This is a genomic window from Pseudonocardia sp. OZ21, assembly GCF_059359135.1.
On record NZ_JCADBN010000003.1, the window covers coordinates 121668 to 141091 of the forward strand.

A 19424-nucleotide genomic window follows, 5' to 3' on the forward strand; every position below is an offset into this window, starting at 1 on the left:
TCGGCCTCACTCCTTCGGGCGCCGGGGTCAGTCTGCGCCACCGGTGTCGCCGACGCGACGCTCCCGCGCGAGGTCGACGTCGCGGGTGGTGGCGAGATCGTCGCCGAACCACGCCTGGATCCCCGCCTCCCGGACACCGAGGTACTCCGGGTGGTCGCTCCCCTCCGGCCAGACCAGCGGGACGTCGTGGCCCGGAACGACGACGGTGCCGGGCCGCTCGCGCCACAGAGCCGTGATGAGCGCGAGAGTGCGCCTGCTGGCGTCGCGGTCGGTGGTCATGTCGACATCACCGGACAGCAGCTCGGCACGGTTCTTCGCGGCGTCGCCGGTGAACAGGACGGGACCGGCGGTCCCCTCCACCAGGAATACGAGGCTGCCCGGCGTGTGGCCAGGGGCGGCCACGGCCGTGATGCCCGGCAGGACACGGCAACGCGCGTCCGGCCCGGTCTCGATCGGGCGGGTTCGCGGGTTGGTCGCCAGGTCTTTCACGTAGAGCTCGGGCACCGGGCCGAACGCGGGACCGACAGCCTGCGCCCAGGCGAGCTCCGCCGCGCCGACGTGCACCGCGGCTCCGGGGAACAGCAGGTAGTTGGCGGCGTGGTCGTGGTGGGTGTGGCTCAGCAGCACGTCGGTGACGGCACCCGGCTCGACGTCGTGTTCGGCGAGCCGCTGCGCGAGCACCGCCCGCATCCCGAAGCTCCCCGAGTCGACGAGCACCAGCCGGTCGGTCCCGCGCAGGAGCGTCACGCTGCTCCAGCCGAGCACGCCGTGGCGGGTGCTGCGACCCGGGAAGCCCTGCACCAGCTCGACGACCTCGTAGGTGTCGTTCATGCTTCCACCTCCGGCGCCCCGAGCAGGTCCCACCGGTTGCCGGCGACGTCGAGGAACACGGCGACGCGCCCGTAGTCCTCCGAACGGGGCGGGGTCACGAACTCGACGCCCGCGGACGCCATCCGGAGGTATGCGGCATCGAAGTCCGTCACCCGGAGGAAGAACCCGACTCGGCCGGCCACCTGGTTCCCGACGACGCCGGACTGACGTTCCCCGTCGGCGCGGGCGAGAAGCAGCCCGGTCCCGGTGCCGGGCGGCCGGACGACGACCCATCGCTTCGGCCTGCCGTCGTTCGTGAGCGACGGGGAGTCCTCCACGAGCTCGAAGCCGAGGACGTCGACGAAGAACGCGATGGCGGGGTCGTACTCCTCGACGACGACGGTGACCAGATCGATTCGCATCTGCACCTGGCGATGATGACCCCTCCCGCGCGCCGGGTGCGGTCTGCACAGGGCCCACGGGGTCTGCGAGGACCACAGCCGGCGCGCGGAACTGCTCAGAGCTCGGCAGGCCCCTCCTGCGGCACCATGCCGAGCTGGTCGGCGACCGAACCCATCACGTCCTGCACCGCGATGGTGTCGGCGAGCGGCATGACCTCGCTCTGTGTGCGCCCCGCCAGGACACCGTCGGTGACCTCACGCAGCTCGTGGGCATAACCGCCCCCGACGTGCGGCACCGTGACCTCGTCCGCGTCGTGCCCGGTGCGGTGGAGCACGAACCTTTCGGGGTGGTGGAAGCGCGGCAGGAGGTCGATCCAGCCGCCGGTGCCGAAGATGCGCATCTGCCCCGGGGTGGCGCAGCGGAGCGAGGTGAAGAGGGACGCGGTGCGGCCGTCGGCCCAGCCCAGCAGCACGGCCTCCTCGATGTCGACGCCGTTCGCGGCGAGCGTGCCGTGGGCGGCGACCGTGTCGGGGGTGCCCAGCACCATCTGGGCGAACGAGATCGGGTACACGGTGAGGTCGAACAGCGCGCCGCCGCCGATGGCGATGTTGTAGTAGCGGTCGAGCGGGTCGGTCGGGGCGTTCACCCCGAGCTCGCCCTGCACTCCGCGGACCTCGCCGATCGCACCGTCGGCGATCAGCTCCCGCAGCCGCACCACGGCGGGCTGGAAGCGGGTCCACATGGCCTCCATCGCGAACACCCCCGCGTCGGTGGCCGCTTCCGCGATCTCCCGGGTGGCCGCGGGCGTGACCGTGAACGCCTTCTCCACCAGCACGCCCTTGCCCGCCTTGATCGCCGCCAGCGCAACGGCACGGTGGTGCGGGTGCGGGGTGGCGATGTACAGCACGTCGACGGCGTCGTCCTCGATGATCGCGCGATAGGAGTCGTGGACGCGGGCGATCCCGTGGGCGGCGGCGAAGGCCTGCGCACGTTGAGCCGATCGGGACGCGACCGCGACGACCTCCGCTCCCGGTACGTGCGGGAAGTCGGCCACCACCTTCTCCGCGATCCGGCCCGGCCCCACCACTCCCCAGCGGATGATGCTCATGCCCCCATCCTGGCGGCGCCGCGGCTCCGATGCCGGACGGCATCCACAGCTGTGGACAACTCGGTGGACAACTCGAACGGACGTTCGAGACTCAGATTGTGACGGTTCCGACTCGGGCGCTTGGGTTGCCGATCGATGCCTGGGATACCTCCCAGGAGTGGGCGCCGGTACCCGGCGCCACACCACGGACAGCCCCACATCCCAAGCGCTGATGGACAGGAACACAGATGGCAGACGAGACAACAGAATCGACACCGACGGCCCGCCGGAGCACCGGCACGGATCGTCCCCGCACCGCGCAGGCCGAGCGCGGCGAGCAGGGCGTCCGCGGGGCAGCGGGTCCCAGCGGCGAGCAGGGCCGGACGGGCGAGACGGGCACCCGCGGCGGGCAGGGCCTCCGCGGCGGCCAGGGCACGCCCGGCAACAAGGGCGAGCACGGCGAGCAGGGTTCGCCCGGCGACAAGGGCGCGCACGGCGACAAGGGTGAGCGTGGCGAGCAGGGCCCCAGCGGCGAGCGCGGTGAGCACGGCCTGTCCGGCGAGCGCGGCGACAAGGGCCTGCCCGGCGACAAGGGCCGGCCCGGGGAGCAGGGCCCACGCGGCGAGCAGGGCCTGCCCGGTGAGAAGGGCGAGCAGGGGGCACCCGGCGAGAAGGGCGAGCGCGGTGAGAAGGGCGAGCAGGGGGCACGCGGTGCGCAGGGGCCGGCAGGCCCTCCCGGCCCTCCCGGGCTGCCGGGGCCGCAGGGACTTCCCGGCCCGCAGGGACAGCAGGGGTGGACGCCTGTGCCCAGTCAGCCGCCAGCGGTCGGAACCCGGTGGGTCGTCCCGGCCACGCCGGGGAAGGTCGTCGCGTCGGGGGTCGAACTGGCGTTGGCGCCCGTCCACGTCTTCGCCTCGATGGTCGAGACCATGGTGAAGCTCCAGCAGCAGACCTGGTCGGCGATGACCGGGGCCCAGCACACGGGCTCCCGGGACGCCACGCGTCGCTGACCTCCGCGCGTCCACCGGCGGGTGCCCTCCTCCGGATCAGGAGGGCACCCGCCGGTGCCGTTCACGCGTCGTCGTGGACGTCGCTCGCTCCGCCGCCCCGAGGACCGGTGGGGACGGCTGCCGGGCGCGTGACCACGTAGTCGAGGCGTTCGAGCACAGCGGCGGCCACCTCGGGTGCGACCCGGACCGCGCGGGCGAGGTCCTGCACCGGGGCCTGTCGCTCGGCACGCCGCCCCCGCCGGCGCAGCGGGGCGGGCCACACGTCCTGCAGGGCGGCGTTGAGGTGTGCGCCGAGGATGATCGCGAGCGCGATGAAGAAGGTGCCGAGCAGGAAGGCGATGGGGGCAGCGAGCGCGCCGTAGGTGTAGCCGGTGCCGGTGATCCAGTCGAGGTAGAGCCGCAGCCCCGTCGCGCCGACGAGGAACACCACGGCAGCCAGCAGCGCACCGGGCAGGCCCCGGTACCACGGTGGCTTGAGCGGCAGCGCGATCTTGTAGAACGTGGTGAGCGCCAGCACGAGCACCAGCCCGATGAACGGGTAGTACAGCGAACCGAGCACCACCCCTGCCACTGGTTCCCACGCATCCGGGAGCAGCGGCAGCAGGCGGTCGGGGCTCAGCGCGATGATCGGCAGGAACACGATCCCGACGGAGAGGCCCACCAGGTACAGCAGGATCGCGAGGATCCGCTGCCAGACCAGGTTGCGCAGCTGGTACTGGCCGTACGCCCTGGTCACCGCGTCGACGAACGCGGCCATCGCCGACGATCCCGACCAGAAGCTGAGGACGAACCCGATGGAGATCACCTCGCCACGGGCGCTGGTCAGTACGTCCGCCACGGTCGGGACGATGATCTCCTCCACCGCGTTGCGGCTGAACACGCCGCTGGTGAGGTCGATGATCCACTGCTGGACGGCCGCGACCGTGTCCGGGCCGAACCAGCCGCCGACGTAGCCGAGCACCCCGAAGAGACCCAGCAGCAAGGGTGGCAGCGACAGCGTCTGCCAGAACGCGGCGGACGCGGACTCACTGAAGATGTCGTCGTCCCACGCGCTGCCGATCGTGCGCCGCAGCACCCGGCGCACCGCGTGGCCCCGCTCCCGGGTGTCCGGCACAGCCGGGCGCTCCTGGTCCGGCCCCGACCCGTCGTCCTCCCGCGCCCCCGTCATCGCGTAAGGATGCGCTGTGACCTCCCGGTTGTCGCTGCCGGTGGCGACGACCGCCGACGTCTTGATCATTCCGAGATCCGGCGGCCGTCAACTGCGGGTTGACGGAAGCCGGATCGTCAACTTAGGGTTGACGCATGACGAACCGCGTCCGCATCGCCAACCCGGTCCGACTCGACGACCTGATCGACGGCATCAAGAAGGTCCATACCGGCGCCCTCGACCAGCTGTCCACCGCGGTCATGACCGCCGAGGCCCTCGGCGACCTCGCTGACCATCTGATCGGCCACTTCGTCGACCAGGCACGACGCTCCGGCGCCTCCTGGACGGAGATCGGCCGCAGCATGGGGGTCTCCAAGCAGGCCGCGCAGAAGCGCTTCGTGCCGAAGGGACCGGGCGAGCCGACCGACCTCGATCCCGATCAGGGGTTCAGCCGGTACACCGACCGTGCGAGAAACGTGGTGGTCGTTGCCCAGAACGAGGCCCACTCCGCCCGGAACGACACGATCCGGCCCGAGCACCTCGTGCTGGGACTGCTGGGCCAGCCGGACGGGCTCGGCGCGCAGGCGATCGTCGCGCAGGGCGTGGAGCTGGAGACGGTGCGCCAGGCGGTGGTGGCGGCCCTGCCCGCCGCAGCCGATCCGGTGCCCGACCTCGTCCCGTTCGACCCGCAGGCGCGCAAGGCGCTGGAGCTCACGTTCCGGGAGGCCCTGCGGCTGGGCCACGACCACGTCGGCACCGAGCACATCCTGCTCGCGCTCCTGGAGCTCGAGAACGGCTCGGGCGCGCTGGGCGGCCTCGGTGTCACCAAGGCAGGCGCCGAAGCCACCATCACCGCCGCCGTGGCCGCCCGCGCGGCCGCCGACGAGCAGCAGTAGACCGGGGCTGCGCCGGACTCGTCAGTCGTCCTCGGGCGGCGCGAACCGCCGGAGCGCGTCGATGGAGGGGATCGTGTAGTAACCCCCGGAGACGGGCTGGGTGTAGCGGGTCAGCGCGTCGCGGATCCCGTCGCCGACGCCCGCCATCTGCCGCAGCATCTCCTCGAGCCGAAACTGTTCGCAGCCGAATCCGACGAACACCGTGCCGTGCCGGGTGGCGGTGCCGTAGGCGACGTTGCGCCGGAAGATATCCAGTTCCTGCCCGTCGACCTCCAGCGTCGACCGCGAGACGTGGCTGTCGGCGGGCATCGTCTTCTCGTCGAGCTCGATGCTGTCGGGCTTGGTCCGGCCGATGACCCGTTCCTGTTCCTCCTGCGGCAGCTTCTCCCACTTGGTGGTGCTGTGCTCCCACAGCTGGACGAGGACGACGCTGCTGCCCGCCCCCGGCTTGCCGTCGGGCACCAGCGCGACCTCCGGGGCCTCCAGCAGCGACGGGTTCTCGGTGCCGTCGATGAACCCGGTGAGGTCGCGGTCGTGGCGGTACAGCCAGCCGGCCGTCTCCCGTCGCAGCCGGGCGACCGCCGAGAGCCCGTCGACGATCGCGCGACCGTTGTCGAACACCGCCGTGCGGTCCCCACCCGCCGTCCACAGCCACGCGTCGTGCTGGGTGGCGGGCATGGTGAAGCCGTCGGGACCGGCGACGCCGTCCTCCCAGCCGCGGGCCCCCGACGGCACCTCGGCGGGATCGGCCACCTCCGCCCAGAGCTCGGGCCGGAAGCCGACCACGAGGTTGACTCCGCCCGTGGTCGACAACGGTCCCACCAGAGAGGCGGCGGCCGTCACGAGATCGACCGGCTGCGCTCCCGGCAGGAGGTCGAACTCCTGATATCCGTGTTCCGGTGTACCGAGGGCGAAGATTCCCGGCTGCGCGTTCACGACGACCATGCTGGCAGTGTCCACGCTGGGCGCGCTGCCGCCCCCGCTGTGTGTTCGCGCACCGATCCGCCGATCAGCCGCGGCCCGGAGCCGTGACCCTGGCCTTCCGCCGCCTGCGCAGCACGACGAGGAGCAGCAGGGCGACGACCGCTCCGGCCACCGCACCCGGCCGGTCCCGCACGATCTCCCGGACGGCTTCGGCCTTCTCGACGGCGAGCCGGTACATCCGGTCGAACTGCAGTTGGGCCGCCGCAACGGTCTCGACCTTCTTGGCCTGCACCCGCGCCGGGACGTCGAGGCGCGCCATGAGCTCCTCGACGGTTTCCCCGAGCTCCGCACGGAGCTCGTCGATGTGCCGCAGCCGATCGTCGTCCAGCTCGACGACCTCCTCACGGAGCTCCTCCGACGACTTCGCTTTCCCGTCGACCACCGGTCGGTCCGGTGCCACGGGCACCGTCTCCTCGCCGACGCCGTCAGGCTCCCTGCCCGTCGCACCCGTGCTCATCGTGGTGCCCTCCTCATGATCCGACGTGGCGTCGCCACCCCCGGGAATGACCGTTTCTCCGTCCGGCCAACCGTGAGCATCGCCAATGACACCCATGAGAGCCACCGCCGGGCGGCCCGGATGAATGGGGACATCTCACCCTCATGATGACCACGGCCAGGCACGGAAATGCGGCAGATGCCGTTCTGACGAGCTTTCTCCGCGCCGTTCGGCCCAATTTCGCCGCCTCATGTTTTCCTGCCGGCCACCCCGGAAACGCTCGGTTGTTCAAATCCGTGATCGACGCAGAGCGAGGTGGGCAGTGACGGCCAGGGCGAGGGCTACGGAGAAGCAGCACGGCGACGTGGAGTCGTCCCCGGACACGGGCGGTGACACCTCTGCGCTGACCGGGGACGTGCGCCCGGACCGGCCGGCCGAAGGCCGGTTCGAGGGCCACCGGTCGGCGACGCTGAACCTGCCGTTCGTGACCGCACAGTTCCGCCTGCCGGACCTGCACGCGCCGAGCCGCGGTGACCTCGACGCCGCCGCGCGTGGAGCGCGGTCGATGCTGCCGTCGAAGAAGTCGATGTTGTTCTTCGGCGGCCTGGCGGCCACCGCGGTCGTCGGCGTGCTCGAGTGGCCGGTGGCGGCGGCCATCGGCATCGGCAGCGCGCTGGCCAGCCGGGGTTCGGCGGATCCCCAGCCTCGTGCCGCCCTGCCACCCGCGCAGGCGGACACGCCGAGTTCGACGGCGGGGAAGGCGCAGGACTGACCTGATCCCGTCAGGACGAGCCGCGGTGGGCCGCGGCTCGTCCTCATGCTTGGCTGTGAGGCCCTGGTGTTGCAGAGCGTCTTCAACCTGGCCGGTGGTGCCGTGGGCACGGTCATCGGCGCGGTGAGCGGGGTGGCCGAGCTGGTCTCGGCCACCACGTCCAGCGCCACCTCGGTGTCGGACGGTCGGGTGCACGTTCCCCTCCGCGGAGTCCACACCGGCGACGCGCCGACCACCGCCATCGAGGACCGGCTTCTCGCCAACGAGGGCGTCTGCCGGGCAGAGGTCAACGCGGCGCTGGGCCATGTGCTGGTCGAGTTCGACCCGGACCTACTCCCCGTGTCCGAGGTGCTGGACCTCGTGCAGGAGGTCGAGGAGGACCACGGGCTCGCGTCGGAGCCGCACACCGACCAGGACCACCCGGGAGCCGCCGGCCGGGCGCTGCAGGAGGCCGCGCTGTTCGGCCTCCATGCCGTCGGGTTGGTCTACACGACTGTGGGCAGCGCGCTGCCCGCCGCGCCGATCGCGCTGCCGTCGTCGATCCTCTCGGTCGTGGACGCCGCCCCGCGGTTGCGCGGACTCGTCGCGGCGGCGGTCGGCGAGCCCGTCGCCGAGGCGCTGCTCAGCACGGGCGCCGCGATGTCCAACGGGCTGGGCAAGCGGCCGATCGGGCTGGTCGCCGACGCCTGCCAGCGCTACCTCCTCTACCAGGAGAGCCAGGCCCGCCGACGGGCGTGGACGGCGTGGGACGGCGCTCTCGCCGGTCAGGAGGGCGCCCATCGGGCTGCGGCCCACCCGGTCGGCGCCCGCCCGGCGCCCCTGCCGCCAGGACCGGTGGAGAAGGTCGCCGACCGGTCCGGCGTGGCCGCTCTCGGCGGCGCCGCGGCGCTGTTCGCCGCCACCCGGTCGATGCCGCTGGTCACCACCGCACTCGCTCTCGGCGCACCCAAAGCCGCGCGGTCGGGGCGGGAGGGGTTCGCCGCCCAGCTCGACCGCGCCGCCGCCGCGAGGGGCGCCCTCGTCCTCGACCGCCACGTGCTGCGCAGGCTCGACCGCGTCGACACGATCGTGCTGGACTCGGAAATCCTGCTCACCGGCCGCCACGGCATCGACGACGTGGTGCCGATCGGCGAGGGCACCGACCCGGCCGAGCTCGTCGAGCGCGCCCACGACCTGATCGACGTGCGCAGGCCGCGACACCCGGGCGTGCACGGCGAATGGGCGGTCGAGCCGAGCGGCCCGGAGGCGACGGAACGGATGGACGACGCCGCCGCCGCGCTCTCCCGGCGGTCGTCGGTCATGCTCACCCTGCGCCGCGACGGCGATCCGGTCGCCCTCGTCGGCGTCTCACCGGCGCTCGACCCGTTCGCCGAGGCGGTCGTGGCGGCCGCAGCACGGGCCGGGCTGGTCCTCGTGGGAGGCCCTGTGGAGCTGGCCCGGCGACTGGAGCTCGACGGGGCCGTGGCCGGCGGGGCCGGGCTGGCCGGCGCGGTGCGGGCGCTGCAGGCCGACGGCCACGTGGTCGCCGTGGTCAGCCGGAACCAGCACAGCGCGCTCGTCGCCGCCGACGTGGGCATCGGATCCGTCGCGCCCCGGCAGACCCCGCCGTGGACCGCGGACGTGCTGACCCGATCGGCGGGCGAGGTGTGCCTGCTCCTGGACGCCGTCAGCGCGGCTCGGCAGGTGAGCCGCCGGGCCGCGCAGCTCGCCGCGGCCGGGTCGGGGTTCGGCGCCCTGCTCGCCGTGCTCGGGCCCCCGACCGGCGCGGCGAGCCGGGCCGCCATCCCCGTGCACACCGCTGCACTGCTCGCGCTCGGCCTGGGCGTCTGGTCGGCGACGACGCTCGACCGGCGCCCCGACCCGGTGCCGGCTGACCGGACGCCGTGGCACGCCATGTCGGCCGGGGCGGTGCTCGGCGCGTTGCGCAGCGCGCCGACCGGTCTCTCCGAGGTGGAGTCGCGGCGGCGCCACCACGAGGGGCCCACGCCCGACGACCCCGACGGGGCCGGCCTCGGCCGGGCCACCCTGGACGAGCTCGCCAACCCGCTGACCCCCGCACTCGCCGCAGGCGCCGGGGTCTCGGCTGCCACCGGCTCGATCCTCGACCCGCTGCTGATCACCACCGTGCTCGGGGTGAACGCGCTCATCGGCGGGGTGCAACGGGTCGCCGCGCAGCGGGCGCTGCGCACCCTGCGGCACAGCAGTGCGTCCCGGGTGCTCGTCCGCCGGGGCGAGTCCGACGTGGAGCTACGAGCCGACGAGCTCGTCTGCGGCGACGTGATCCGGCTGCAGGCCGGTGACGCGGTCCCGGCGGACTGCCGGGTGCTCTCCGGGCACGACCTGGAGGTGGACGAGTCGTCCCTGACGGGCGAGTCGGTGCCGGTGTCGAAGTCGAACCGCGCGACGAACGCCCGGACGGTCGCCGACCGGCGCTCGATGCTCTACGAGGGCACGGTGGTCGCCGCCGGGCGGGCCGAGGCCGCCGTCGTCGCGACCGGTACCCGCACCGAGGCCGGCCGGGCCCTGCACCATGACGGCGAGCAGGCGCCGCCGACCGGCGTGGAGATCCGGTTGCGCAAGCTCACGGCCCGCACCCTCCCCATCTCGCTCGGCGCGGGCGTCGTGCTGATGGCGGTGGACCTCCTGCGCCGGCAGCCGACGGGGGTGGCGCTGACCCGAGCGGTCAGTCTTGCGGTGGCCGCCGTGCCCGAGGGGCTGCCGTTCGTGGCGACGGTCGCGGAGCTGGCGGCCGCCCGCCGGCTCTCCGTCCGCGGCGCGCTGGTGCGCAACCCGTCGACGATCGAGGCCCTCGGCCGCGTGAACGTGCTGTGCTTCGACAAGACCGGCACCCTCACCGAGGGCCGGATCAGCCTCCGGCAGGTGTCCGACGGAACCGCCACCGCCACCGTCGACGATCCGCTCCCGCACGACCTGCAGGACGTCGTCGCCGTCGCGGTGCGCGCCAGCCCGTTCCGCGCCGACCCGCGCCAGGTCACCCACCAGACCGACCGGGCCGTGCTGCGCGGCGCCGACGCCATCGGGGTGAGCGCGGAGAACGGGCACGCGCTCGTCGAACAGCTCGACGAGCTCCCCTTCGAGTCGAGCCGCGCGTACCACGCCACTCTCTGGCGCGGTCACAGCGGCGAGCGGATCAGCGTCAAGGGCGCACCCGAGGTCGTGCTGCCGCTCTGCAGCACGCGCAGGCGGCAGGGCGACGTCCACCCGCTCGACGACGGCACCCGCGCCGCCATCGACGAGGAGGTGCACCGCCTGGCACGGGAGGGGCACCGCGTACTCGCCGTCGCCCAGCGGCGCGTCCCCGACCAGACCCGGCTGGGCGAGACCGACGTCCGGGACCTGGAGTTCCGGGGCCTCGTCGCGCTCGTCGACCCCGTCCGCCCGACCGCCGCCCAGGCGGTGGCGACCCTGCGCGCCGCGGGCGTCGAGATCGTCATGATCACCGGCGACCACCCCAGCACGGCCCAGTCCATCGCCGCCGAGCTGGACGCCCTCAACGGACGCACGGTCATGACCGGTGTGGAGCTCGGCGAGCTCACCGACGCCCAGCTCACCGACACCCTGCCGCGCACAGCGGTGTTCGCTCGCGTCAGCCCCTCGCAGAAGGCACGCATCGTCCGGCTGCTGCAGCAGCGTGGTCTCGCGGTGGCCGTCACCGGTGACGGCACCAACGACGCCCCCGCCATCCGCCTGGCCGACGTGGGCATCGCGCTGGGTGCCAGGGCAACGCCCGCCGCGCGTGAGGCGGCCGACCTCGTGGTCACCGACGACCGCATCGAGACCATCACCGACGCCATCGTCGAGGGCCGCGGCATGTGGTCCTCGGTCCGCGACGCCCTGTCGATCCTCCTCGGCGGGAACCTCGGCGAGATCGTCTACACGCTCGCCACGGGGCTCGCGGGAGGCAGCGGCGTGCTGAACGCGCGGCAGCTACTGCTGATCAACCTGCTCACCGACGTCCTGCCCGCGATGGCCGTCGCCGTTCGCCCGCCGCCCCACGCCACCCCCGACCAGCTCCTCGCCGAAGGACCCGAGACGTCCCTAGGCGGCGCTCTGATCCGCGACATCCAGGTCCGCGCCGCCATCACGGCGGCCGCCGCAGGCGCCGCATGGCTGGTGAGCCGCCCCGTCAGCACGCCGGGGCAGGCCGGCACCACCGGGCTCGTCGCGCTCGTCGGCGCCCAGCTCGGTCAGACCCTCGCCGTGCGCGGGCGCACCCCGCTGGTCGCCGCATCGGTTGTCGGCTCGATGGCGCTGCTCGCCGTCGCCGTCCAGGTTCCCGGTCTCAGCCACGCCGTCGGGTCGCGGCCACTCCTGCCGCACCAGTGGGCGATCGCGCTCACCGCCGCGGTGGCGGCCACCGCCGCACAACTCTTGGCGCAGCGTCTCGTCGCCCCCGGCTGAACGCGCTCGTCATCTGCTCGCCATCGGACATCCAGCCCAGGTGTGCCCATCGCTCACCACCGTCACCGATCCTCGACAGGTCATCGGAAGGTGGAAGCAATGACCGAATTCTTCACCGCGGTGCTCGTCGCGGTCGCAGCAGCACTTCTCGAACGGCTCGCGGTGCGGGTCGCCAGGTCCTTCTGGGGATCGCTGCAGCCCGCGGCCGCCTGACCCGATCGCCGACCGGCGTTGTTGTCAGGGCAGCCGGCGGGTCTCCTCGATCCAGTGATCGATCTTGGCCCACCACTGGTACAGCCACTCCACCTGTTCCTCCTCACCGGACGGCACCTCGGCCGCCGGCACCCGCCACCAGCGCATCCGCACGGTCGCGTCGAGCGGGAGCTCCCGCCAGATGTCGGCGAAGGTGTAGAGGTGGTCGAGTCCGGAATGCGCGACCCACACGACGTCGGCCTCGGGAGCCGCGGCCAGCGCCGCGTGGACTCCACCGGGGCGGGGCGGCAGTACGTGGCGCATGGCCTCCGAACGGCGCGCCATGCGCTCCAGGCCCCGTGCCCGTAGTCGCTTGATCCCGGCCAGCCGCCTGCGCTCGGTGAAGTTGCCTCCCTCGGGGAAGATCACGAACGCGTCGTTGTGGTCGAGGGCGGTGGCGAGCTCGCCGATCCGGCGCTGCAGCTGTTCGCCGCCGCCGGCCGGCAGGAACCGGGTGGGCAGCCGGTTGAGCACCACGTCGAGCGCCGGATCCCACTGCAGCGCCGCGGTCAGGACGATGCGCGGCTCCCGCGCGTACCAGTTCACGAGCGCGTGGACCAGCAGGAACGAGTCGCCCGGTCCGGCGTGGCGGCAGAACACGAGCAGCGGACGGTCGAGGTACTCGTCGGGGTCGGGACCCTCCACCTCGACCTTCAACCGCAGCACCCGCACCGCCTCGCCGTAGAGCACCTGCAGGTACCAGCCCACGAGCCGGTAGTGCAGGTACTGGAACGGCGGCGTGCGCACCAGCAGCCCGAAGCCCGACGCCAGCCACAGCGCGAACAGGACCACCAGCACCACGCTGTCGAGCACCATCGCCACGACCGCCACCCACAGCACGCGCAGCGGACGCCACCGGCCGGGGAGGAACGGCGACAGGGCAGCCGCGAGCAGCAACCACATCGGCAGCGTGCTGACCACCGCGACGGTCAGCAGCACCATGGCGGGTGCCAGCATCGTCCGCCGGATCCAGCGTGGCGGGGGCGTCACCGGTGGTCGCTGCCGAGGGAGGCGTCCAGGTACTCGACGGATGCCCGGTACGCAGCGGCGATTCGTTTCGCGGTGGTGCCGACGTCGCGGTAACGCAGCGCGGCGCGGCTGTCCCAGCGGGGCGCGGCTCCTTCGCCTGCCGGGAGCACGTGCACCGTGACGCCGTCGGGAACGGCGGCCAGGTCGCGGGCGTAGCGGTGTCTGCGCGCGATCTCGAAGGCCACCATCGCCACTTCCCACGGCTGGCGCGGCGGCCGGAGCGGCTGGTCGACCCGACCGACGTGCAGCACGAAGATCCGGTCAGCGCCCAGTTCGACGGCGTGGCCCAACGGGATGCTGTTGACCAGGCCACCGTCCATGTAGTGGCGGCCGTCGACGACAGCGGGCGGCAGCAGCCCGGGCACGGCCGCCGAGGCCATGACCGCGTCGACGATCGGGCCGCGGTCGAACCAGTGCTCCGCGGAGTGCTCGATACCGGCCGCGCAGCACAGGAAGCGCACCGGGAGATCCTCGATCCGCCGGTCCCCGAGCACGGCGGTCAGCGCCCGGCGCAGCGGCGTCGACGGGTGCGCAGCCACCCGGCTTCGAGCGAGCTCCCGCAACCGTCCGATGGTGCCCGCCGCGAACACGGCTCTGGCCTCGGCCGAGGACCACAGCGTGGTGAGCCGGTCGGGCACGTCGTCAGGCGGCAGCGCGGCGAAGACCGCGCCGTTGATCGCTCCGACGGACGTGCCGAGCACCAGATCCGGACGCACTCCGGCCTCGACGAGCGCGCGGAGCATGCCGACCTGGACGGCGCCGAGCACGCCACCACCACCGAGGACGATCGCGGTGCCAGGCATCGACCGCCATGCTGCCAGCCGCCACCGATCGGCACAGGACAAGGCGGCCACGATCACGAAAGGGCGGCCCGAACGCAGTGTCCTGGGAGGCAGAAGGCGTCAGGTGATACCGGATTTCGACGCCGAGCGCCCAACGGTGTCGATCAAGGGGTGACCGACCGGACACGTGCGGTCGCGCACGAAGCGGCGCTGCGCCTGCTGCTCGTCGCTGCCACCCGTTCGATGGCCGCGCCGACGGCAGGGCGGCGGAGCCGGAACAGCGCTGCTGAGTTGACTGGTAGCAGCCTCTCGTCAGGCTGATCACCGAGTCATCCCTGGAGTCCCCGATGTTCCGATCCCTGCCCGCGCCGTCACGCGACTGGGTCCTGCTGCTGTCGCGTGTCGTGATCGGCGTCGTGATGTTCGCCCACGGCTACCAGAAGCTGGCGATCGACGGGATCGGGCAGACCTCAGCCGGGTTCGAGAACATGAGCATCCCGCTCGCCATCGTCTCGGCCTCGTTCGTGACGGTGGTCGAGTTCGCCGGCAGTGTGCTGATGGTCGCGGGGGTGGCCACCCTGCTCGTCGCCTCGCTGGAGCTCGTCACCATGGCGGGCGCCGCGATCTTCGTCCACATCCCCCACGGCATCTTCGTCGGCGACGGAGGCTGGGAGCTCGTCGGCGTGCTCGGTGCGGGCCTCCTCGCCATCGCGGCCACCGGCCCCGGGCGCTACAGCGTCGCCCATCTGATGCGGACGCGTGAGTCGGTGCCTCAGCCCCCTGCCTTCGGGACGACCTGACGCGGAGAGGAGCACGGACGGCGACCGCCGCAGGTGCGTCCTCCCCTCACATCGACGGTCCGATCCCTGCACGTGCCTCCGGAGGCTCCCCATGACGCTGCCCAAGCCCACCGATGACATCGCCGTCCTCATCGCCCGCATCCTGCTCGGCGTCGTGCTCATGGCGCACGGCCTCCAGAAGCTGGTCACCAACGGCATCGGCGGCACCACCGCGTCGTTCCAGGCGATGGGCATCCCGCTCCCGACGCTGTCCGCTCTCTACGCCACGGTCGCCGAGATCGGCGGCGGGCTACTGCTGCTCGTCGGCGTGGCCACCGCGGTGGGCGCGATCCTCGTCGCGCTGGACATGGTCGGCGCCCTGCTCTTCGTCCACATCAGCAACGGTGTCTTCGTCCGGAGCGGCGGCTGGGAGCTCGTCGGCCTGATCGCCGTGGTCGCGCTGCTGATCGCGGCGGTCGGTGCCGGTCGCTTCAGCATCGACGGCGTGCTGGCGGCCCGGAAGCGCTCCCAGCGCTCCGACGTGGCCGCCTGACCCTGCCACCGTCGCGACGAACGCGGCCTTGCCGCGGGTGTACGCCTCGCGGTCGTCCGTGTGCCGGGACGCCAGCTCCTGCTTGGCCCGGGCGTACCGGCTCCTGAGATCGGCGTCGTTGCGCAGCGCATCGCGGAAGCCGAGTTGGTCGTCCCATCGCTGACTTCCGTCGATCATCAGGTGGAGGTGCGCAACCCGCCGGTCCTTCTCGACGAGCACGAAGAAGCGACGCCACGGCCGTTGATCGAGCTCCGCGGGCACGAAGTGCCAGCCCTCCGGAGCCAGCACATCCGCGACCAGTGGAGCGCAGGAGAAGTCGCCGACGGCCGCCTGCACGTCGATGATCGGCTTGGCGGCGAGTCCGGGGACGGCCGTCGAACCGATGTGCTCCACAGTGCGGGTGAGCCACCCCACGAGGAGCCGGTCGAGACGGTTGGCGACGAGCTCACCGCGGGGGAGCCAGCGCGGGTCGTGGTCGACGACCTCGACCGGTTCCGTCGCCCACCGCGGCCACTGCTCCGGTCCGGTCACCGCCCAAGGATGACGCTACGAGCCCCCAGGCGGGATGTTGTGGTTGAACCGGAACATGTTGGCCGGGTCGTACTCGGCCTTGATCGACCGAAGACGCTGGTAGGTCAGGTCGTCGAACGCCTTGCGCGTCTCCTCCACCGCAGCGTCCGCGGGTGACAGGAAGCTCGGGTGCTTCAGGGGGCTGATCCAGGGACGCAGCCCCTCCATCAGTTCCAGGCCGGACCCCTCGGACCCTGCGACCTCATCGGGCGGGACGAAGGTCAGGGCGAAGATGACGAAGGCCGCGCCGCGGTTCCCCACCGCGTTCCGGGTGCCGGTGGTCCCGGCGAGCGCGCCGCCCATCTGGCGGATGTCGATGATCGCGATTCGGGAGTCGACGCCCGGACCGGCAACCTCCGTGATGGCATCGGCCGTCGCGGGCGTCATCGCGGTGAGCAGTGCGAAGTGCTCGACCGCGGCGGCGGGCTCGCCGGAGTCCGGAAACATGGCGGCGGAATCCGCGTAACGGATGTCGGCGACCGTGTCGAGCAGCACCGGCGCGACCGCCCGCAACAACGCAATCAGCTCCTCACCTTCGTGTTTCGAGCCCAGGTAGGAGATCCTGATGTTGACGGTCAGCTTTCCACGCATGAACTCGGGAATGAACGGAAGGTCGGGCATCCGGAGGAGGACGATCGACGACGTCAGATCGTCCGGCGCCTGCGTCGCGAACGTCTGATAGGCGCGCAGTACCTCGCGGGTGTGCTCGCCGGAGTAGAACAGGTTCCCGGCATACAAGCGCGTGACCGGGAAAAGGGTGAACTCCATCGCCGTCACCACGCCGAAGTTGCTCTTACCGCCGCACAGTGCCCAGAACAGGTCCGGCTCGACGTCCGGCGTCACGTGCCGGAGTCGCCCGTCCGCCGTCACCACGTCGATCCGGCGGACGTGGTCGGCGGCCCATCCGAACGCGCGTCCCATGGTGGCGCTGATCCCGCCGCCGAGCGTGTACCCGACCACGCCGACCGTCGGTGACGACCCGGCGAGCGGCGCCAGCCCGGATTTCGCCGCCTCGTCGACCACCTGCTGCCAGCACACCCCGGCCTCGACCCTGGCGGTCCGGGCGACCGGGTCGATCATGACTCCCGTCATCCGCCGGGTGTTGACCAGGACCCCGGAGTCGACGGACACGGACGGTCCGTGCCCGGTCAGGAGGACGGCCACGGGAAGTTCGTGCGCGGCCGCGAAGCGCACGGCAGCCTGGACGTCGGACGCGCCGGCGGCGCCCACGACCGCCGCGGGCCGATGGCGCACGGAAAGGTTGACGGTGGCCACCTCCTCGGCGTAACCGTCATCCCCGGGAAGAAGAACCGGGCCGTCGACGGCGGCCGCGAGAGCATGCGGGGAACTCAGTACGGAAGCCAACGCCATCACTTCCAGACGTGTGATGAGAATGGACACCAGCAACGTGCGTCTGCCGCGCCGGTGCAACCTCTTCTCACCGGCAGGTCGGTCTGCAGCGGAAAGGCATCCACGATCAGCGCGCTCCATCAGCCTGCTGGGTGGAGGTCAGCGAAACCAGACGCCACCGCGGTGATGAAGATCGCAACAGTTTCGGGTCGACCGATGATGCAGCCGACTCATCCCGGATTCCACCGAAATGGGAAAGTGGTCCGGGCCGCCCGCGGTGCCGGTTCGAGGCCGGCCGGCACCGTCTCGGCGAGGGCCACGAGCACCGGACAGAACCCGAATCACACTTTTCGGATGATCCGCCGCCCCGCCGACCGGGTGAAGGTGGCGTCCCACGCCCGGTCGAACCACGGCCGGACACGACGGGGATGGGACCGGCTATGGCGACCCACGACGTATCTCCTGCAGCGGGGCGGCCGAGTACATCCACGGACCCGCGATGACCGACCCGGCAGCACAGGGGCGGGCATCGTCGAAGCGGGCCGATCGGAGCAGGCGGTGGCCATCGGCCCGGGTTCTGGTCGGCGCGGTGCTGGTGCTCCTCACCTTCGTGTTCATCATCGAGAACCGCGAACCGGCGGCCATCCGGGTGATCATCCCGATCGTCGTGATGCCCTTGTGGGCAGCCCTCACGGCCATGTTCGTCGTCGGCGTCATCGTCGGCGCCGTCTGGCGACGGCGGCGCTGAGGCCGCGCCCGGTCACCTGGTTCGCGGGTAGCCGCGTACGAGCAGACGACAGCGGCGAGCACCGTTCATCGTCGGAGCCTGCGCCCCGTCGGGGTGCCCGCCGCCGCAGCCTCCACGGTCAGCGGGCGAGGCGCGCCACCAGGCTCTCGCGCACGGCCGGCCACTCCTCGGCGATCACGGAATAGACCACGGTGTCGCGCAGCGTGCCGTCCGGCCGGATCCGGTGGGCCCGCAGCACGCCTTCCCGCTGCGCGCCGAGACGCTCGTTCGAGCGCTGCGAGGCCTCATTGCGGATGTCGGTCTCCAGCGAGACCCGGTTGGCACTCAGTTCCTCGAACGCGTGGCGCAGCATCAACAGCTTCGACTCGCTGTTGAGCGGGGTGCGCTGCCACGGCTTGCCGATCCAGGTGTGACCGATCGACAGGATCCGGTGGTTCGCGTCGATCTGATAGAAGGACGTCGTGCCGGCGACCTCCCCGGTCGCGGCATCCACCTGCGCCCAGGCGAGCCGGGTGCCGTCGGCGAGGATGTTGTCGACGAGCGTGCGCATCCCCCCGATGTCGTCGGGCTGGCGGACGGCGAGCCAGGTCCATACGGCTGGATCGGAACCCGCCTTGTACAGGCCTCCGGCGTGTTCCGCTGTGAGTGGTTCGAGCCGGACGTGTTCCCCGGACATCGTCGGACGGTGCTTCCAGGCATCGGTCACCGCCGACACGTTACGGCATACTGTATGCAAAGTAGAGGGCTTGACTCCCGCCCTCTACCTGGTGAACGCGAACAGGCGGCCGTCCGCCACGAGGGGTGTGGACGGCGCCTGGAGCACACCGGCGCCGACGGCCCATCCGGGGTGCGGCCCGGTGACGAACGCCGTCTCCTCCACCCCGGCCTCGGAGAACCATGACCGCAGGCGCGGGGTGAGGTCCGGCGCATCGGTGTGGCGGGTCCAGATGACCGTTCCCCCTGTCACGAGCAGGGAGGGGACGGCCGCCACGGTCCGGGCGACGTCCTCGTCGGAGATGTTGCCGAAGATCCCGCACAACAGCAGCACCTCCGCAGGCGCGGCACCGACGCAGGCGGTGGTGGTGCCGGCGTCGCCCTGCACGACCTCGATCCCGGACGGCGCCGCTGAGCGAGCCGCGGCGCAGAGGTCCGGGTCGAGCTCCACCAGGCGACCCGTGACGGCGCCGCCACGAGGGTGGGCCGCGAGAACGGGCAGGACGTCCTGGCCCCGGCCCGCGCACAGGGAGAGCAGGCGGATCGGACCCGGAGCAGCGCGCTCGAGCGCCAGGTGGATCTGCTGCCGCACCGCGATGAGTCGTTGCGACAGCGGGCTGCTCGGGTCGTCGTAGTGGCCGTGCCAGCGGATCCAGTCGATCACCCGGCCAGCCTGCCGCA

The 19424-nt window shown here is 72.2% G+C and carries 18 protein-coding genes and 1 pseudogene; 7 read left to right on the forward strand and 12 right to left on the reverse strand.

The window, feature by feature from the left end:
• Positions 1-27 precede the first annotated feature (27 nt).
• From AC5L35_RS07415 to AC5L35_RS07425, 3 genes are all read right to left on the reverse strand, one after another.
• On the reverse strand, positions 28-831 hold the full coding sequence (locus AC5L35_RS07415) for an MBL fold metallo-hydrolase (protein WP_495058810.1): 804 nt from the start codon (positions 829-831) through the stop codon (positions 28-30).
• Positions 828-1232: a VOC family protein gene (locus AC5L35_RS07420; RefSeq protein WP_495059249.1), complete on the reverse strand. Its 405-nt coding sequence runs from the start codon at positions 1230-1232 to the stop codon at positions 828-830. The genes AC5L35_RS07415 and AC5L35_RS07420 overlap by 4 nt, the downstream gene beginning before the upstream one ends.
• A gap of 95 nt (positions 1233-1327) precedes the next feature.
• On the reverse strand, positions 1328-2320 hold the full coding sequence (locus AC5L35_RS07425) for a Gfo/Idh/MocA family protein (RefSeq protein WP_495058811.1): 993 nt from the start codon (positions 2318-2320) through the stop codon (positions 1328-1330).
• A 227-nt stretch (positions 2321-2547) separates the two neighbouring features.
• Here AC5L35_RS07425 and AC5L35_RS07430 point away from each other — a divergent pair, with 227 nt between their 5' ends.
• Positions 2548-3309 (forward strand): hypothetical protein, encoded by a 762-nt coding sequence (locus AC5L35_RS07430; RefSeq protein WP_495058812.1) that lies wholly within the window; start codon positions 2548-2550, stop codon positions 3307-3309.
• Between the two features lie 61 nt (positions 3310-3370).
• Here the strand turns inward: AC5L35_RS07430 and AC5L35_RS07435 are convergent, their stop codons facing one another.
• A complete protein-coding gene (locus AC5L35_RS07435; RefSeq protein ID WP_495058813.1) occupies positions 3371-4546 on the reverse strand; it encodes a YihY/virulence factor BrkB family protein in 1176 nt (391 codons plus the stop codon).
• 65 nt (positions 4547-4611) lie between these two features.
• On the opposite strand from AC5L35_RS07435, the gene AC5L35_RS07440 reads away from it, so the two are divergent.
• A complete protein-coding gene (locus AC5L35_RS07440) occupies positions 4612-5352 on the forward strand; it encodes a Clp protease N-terminal domain-containing protein (RefSeq protein WP_495058814.1) in 741 nt (246 codons plus the stop codon).
• 21 nt (positions 5353-5373) lie between these two features.
• Here AC5L35_RS07440 and AC5L35_RS07445 read toward each other — a convergent pair whose 3' ends face one another.
• Both AC5L35_RS07445 and AC5L35_RS07450 read right to left on the reverse strand, forming a co-directional pair.
• Positions 5374-6297: a Dyp-type peroxidase gene (locus AC5L35_RS07445; protein ID WP_495058815.1), complete on the reverse strand. Its 924-nt coding sequence runs from the start codon at positions 6295-6297 to the stop codon at positions 5374-5376.
• Between the two features lie 64 nt (positions 6298-6361).
• Complete coding sequence (locus AC5L35_RS07450; protein WP_495058816.1) at positions 6362-6793, reverse strand: DUF3618 domain-containing protein; 432 nt, start codon at positions 6791-6793, stop codon at positions 6362-6364.
• 301 nt (positions 6794-7094) lie between these two features.
• On the opposite strand from AC5L35_RS07450, the gene AC5L35_RS07455 reads away from it, so the two are divergent.
• The gene (locus AC5L35_RS07455; protein ID WP_495058817.1) at positions 7095-7544 is read left to right on the forward strand and encodes a hypothetical protein; all 450 of its coding nucleotides are present in this window, start codon (positions 7095-7097) and stop codon (positions 7542-7544) included.
• 66 nt (positions 7545-7610) lie between these two features.
• Positions 7611-11966 carry an HAD-IC family P-type ATPase gene (locus AC5L35_RS07460; protein ID WP_495058818.1) on the forward strand — a complete coding sequence of 1452 codons (4356 nt, stop codon included), beginning with the start codon at positions 7611-7613 and terminating at the stop codon, positions 11964-11966.
• A gap of 237 nt (positions 11967-12203) precedes the next feature.
• On the opposite strand, the gene AC5L35_RS07465 is transcribed toward AC5L35_RS07460, so the two are convergent.
• Positions 12204-13175, reverse strand: a complete 972-nt coding sequence (locus AC5L35_RS07465; RefSeq protein WP_495058819.1) for a 1-acyl-sn-glycerol-3-phosphate acyltransferase — start codon at positions 13173-13175, stop codon at positions 12204-12206.
• A 29-nt stretch (positions 13176-13204) separates the two neighbouring features.
• Positions 13205-14050 (reverse strand): patatin-like phospholipase family protein, encoded by an 846-nt coding sequence (locus AC5L35_RS07470; protein WP_495058820.1) that lies wholly within the window; start codon positions 14048-14050, stop codon positions 13205-13207.
• 326 nt (positions 14051-14376) lie between these two features.
• Between AC5L35_RS07470 and AC5L35_RS07475 the strand changes: the two genes are divergently transcribed.
• The gene (locus AC5L35_RS07475; RefSeq protein WP_495058821.1) at positions 14377-14829 is read left to right on the forward strand and encodes a DoxX family protein; all 453 of its coding nucleotides are present in this window, start codon (positions 14377-14379) and stop codon (positions 14827-14829) included.
• Positions 14830-14920: 91 nt separating this feature from the next.
• Complete coding sequence (locus AC5L35_RS07480) at positions 14921-15361, forward strand: DoxX family protein (RefSeq protein WP_495058822.1); 441 nt, start codon at positions 14921-14923, stop codon at positions 15359-15361.
• Between the two features lie 18 nt (positions 15362-15379).
• Here the strand turns inward: AC5L35_RS07480 and AC5L35_RS07485 are convergent.
• Both AC5L35_RS07485 and AC5L35_RS07490 read right to left on the reverse strand, forming a co-directional pair.
• Positions 15380-15892, reverse strand: a pseudogene (locus AC5L35_RS07485) (GrpB family protein); the annotation flags it as partial.
• Between the two features lie 15 nt (positions 15893-15907).
• Positions 15908-17296: an FAD-binding protein gene (locus tag AC5L35_RS07490; protein WP_495058823.1), complete on the reverse strand. Its 1389-nt coding sequence runs from the start codon at positions 17294-17296 to the stop codon at positions 15908-15910.
• A gap of 484 nt (positions 17297-17780) precedes the next feature.
• On the opposite strand from AC5L35_RS07490, the gene AC5L35_RS07495 reads away from it, so the two are divergent.
• The gene (locus AC5L35_RS07495) at positions 17781-18029 is read left to right on the forward strand and encodes a DUF1049 domain-containing protein (RefSeq protein WP_495058824.1); all 249 of its coding nucleotides are present in this window, start codon (positions 17781-17783) and stop codon (positions 18027-18029) included.
• 118 nt (positions 18030-18147) lie between these two features.
• Here the strand turns inward: AC5L35_RS07495 and AC5L35_RS07500 are convergent, their stop codons facing one another.
• Both AC5L35_RS07500 and AC5L35_RS07505 read right to left on the reverse strand, forming a co-directional pair.
• Complete coding sequence (locus tag AC5L35_RS07500; protein WP_495059250.1) at positions 18148-18705, reverse strand: GNAT family N-acetyltransferase; 558 nt, start codon at positions 18703-18705, stop codon at positions 18148-18150.
• Positions 18706-18789: 84 nt separating this feature from the next.
• Positions 18790-19407 carry a class I SAM-dependent methyltransferase gene (locus tag AC5L35_RS07505; RefSeq protein WP_495058825.1) on the reverse strand — a complete coding sequence of 206 codons (618 nt, stop codon included), beginning with the start codon at positions 19405-19407 and terminating at the stop codon, positions 18790-18792.
• Positions 19408-19424 lie beyond the last annotated feature (17 nt).

What these genes read in the sequence shown, in the direction of transcription:
- AC5L35_RS07415 (WP_495058810.1), bottom strand. Translation starts at nt 831, where the DNA reads ATGAACGACACCTACGAGGTCGTCGAGCTGGTGCAGGGCTTCCCGGGT.
- AC5L35_RS07420 (WP_495059249.1), bottom strand. Translation starts at nt 1,232, where the DNA reads ATGCGAATCGATCTGGTCACCGTCGTCGTCGAGGAGTACGACCCCGCC.
- AC5L35_RS07425 (WP_495058811.1), bottom strand. Translation starts at nt 2,320, where the DNA reads ATGAGCATCATCCGCTGGGGAGTGGTGGGGCCGGGCCGGATCGCGGAG.
- AC5L35_RS07430 (WP_495058812.1), top strand. Translation starts at nt 2,548, where the DNA reads ATGGCAGACGAGACAACAGAATCGACACCGACGGCCCGCCGGAGCACC.
- AC5L35_RS07435 (WP_495058813.1), bottom strand. Translation starts at nt 4,546, where the DNA reads ATGATCAAGACGTCGGCGGTCGTCGCCACCGGCAGCGACAACCGGGAG.
- AC5L35_RS07440 (WP_495058814.1), top strand. Translation starts at nt 4,612, where the DNA reads ATGACGAACCGCGTCCGCATCGCCAACCCGGTCCGACTCGACGACCTG.
- AC5L35_RS07445 (WP_495058815.1), bottom strand. Translation starts at nt 6,297, where the DNA reads ATGGTCGTCGTGAACGCGCAGCCGGGAATCTTCGCCCTCGGTACACCG.
- AC5L35_RS07450 (WP_495058816.1), bottom strand. Translation starts at nt 6,793, where the DNA reads ATGAGCACGGGTGCGACGGGCAGGGAGCCTGACGGCGTCGGCGAGGAG.
- AC5L35_RS07465 (WP_495058819.1), bottom strand. Translation starts at nt 13,175, where the DNA reads ATGCTGGCACCCGCCATGGTGCTGCTGACCGTCGCGGTGGTCAGCACG.
- AC5L35_RS07470 (WP_495058820.1), bottom strand. Translation starts at nt 14,050, where the DNA reads ATGCCTGGCACCGCGATCGTCCTCGGTGGTGGTGGCGTGCTCGGCGCC.
- AC5L35_RS07475 (WP_495058821.1), top strand. Translation starts at nt 14,377, where the DNA reads ATGTTCCGATCCCTGCCCGCGCCGTCACGCGACTGGGTCCTGCTGCTG.
- AC5L35_RS07480 (WP_495058822.1), top strand. Translation starts at nt 14,921, where the DNA reads ATGACGCTGCCCAAGCCCACCGATGACATCGCCGTCCTCATCGCCCGC.
- AC5L35_RS07495 (WP_495058824.1), top strand. Translation starts at nt 17,781, where the DNA reads ATGACCGACCCGGCAGCACAGGGGCGGGCATCGTCGAAGCGGGCCGAT.
- AC5L35_RS07500 (WP_495059250.1), bottom strand. Translation starts at nt 18,705, where the DNA reads ATGTCCGGGGAACACGTCCGGCTCGAACCACTCACAGCGGAACACGCC.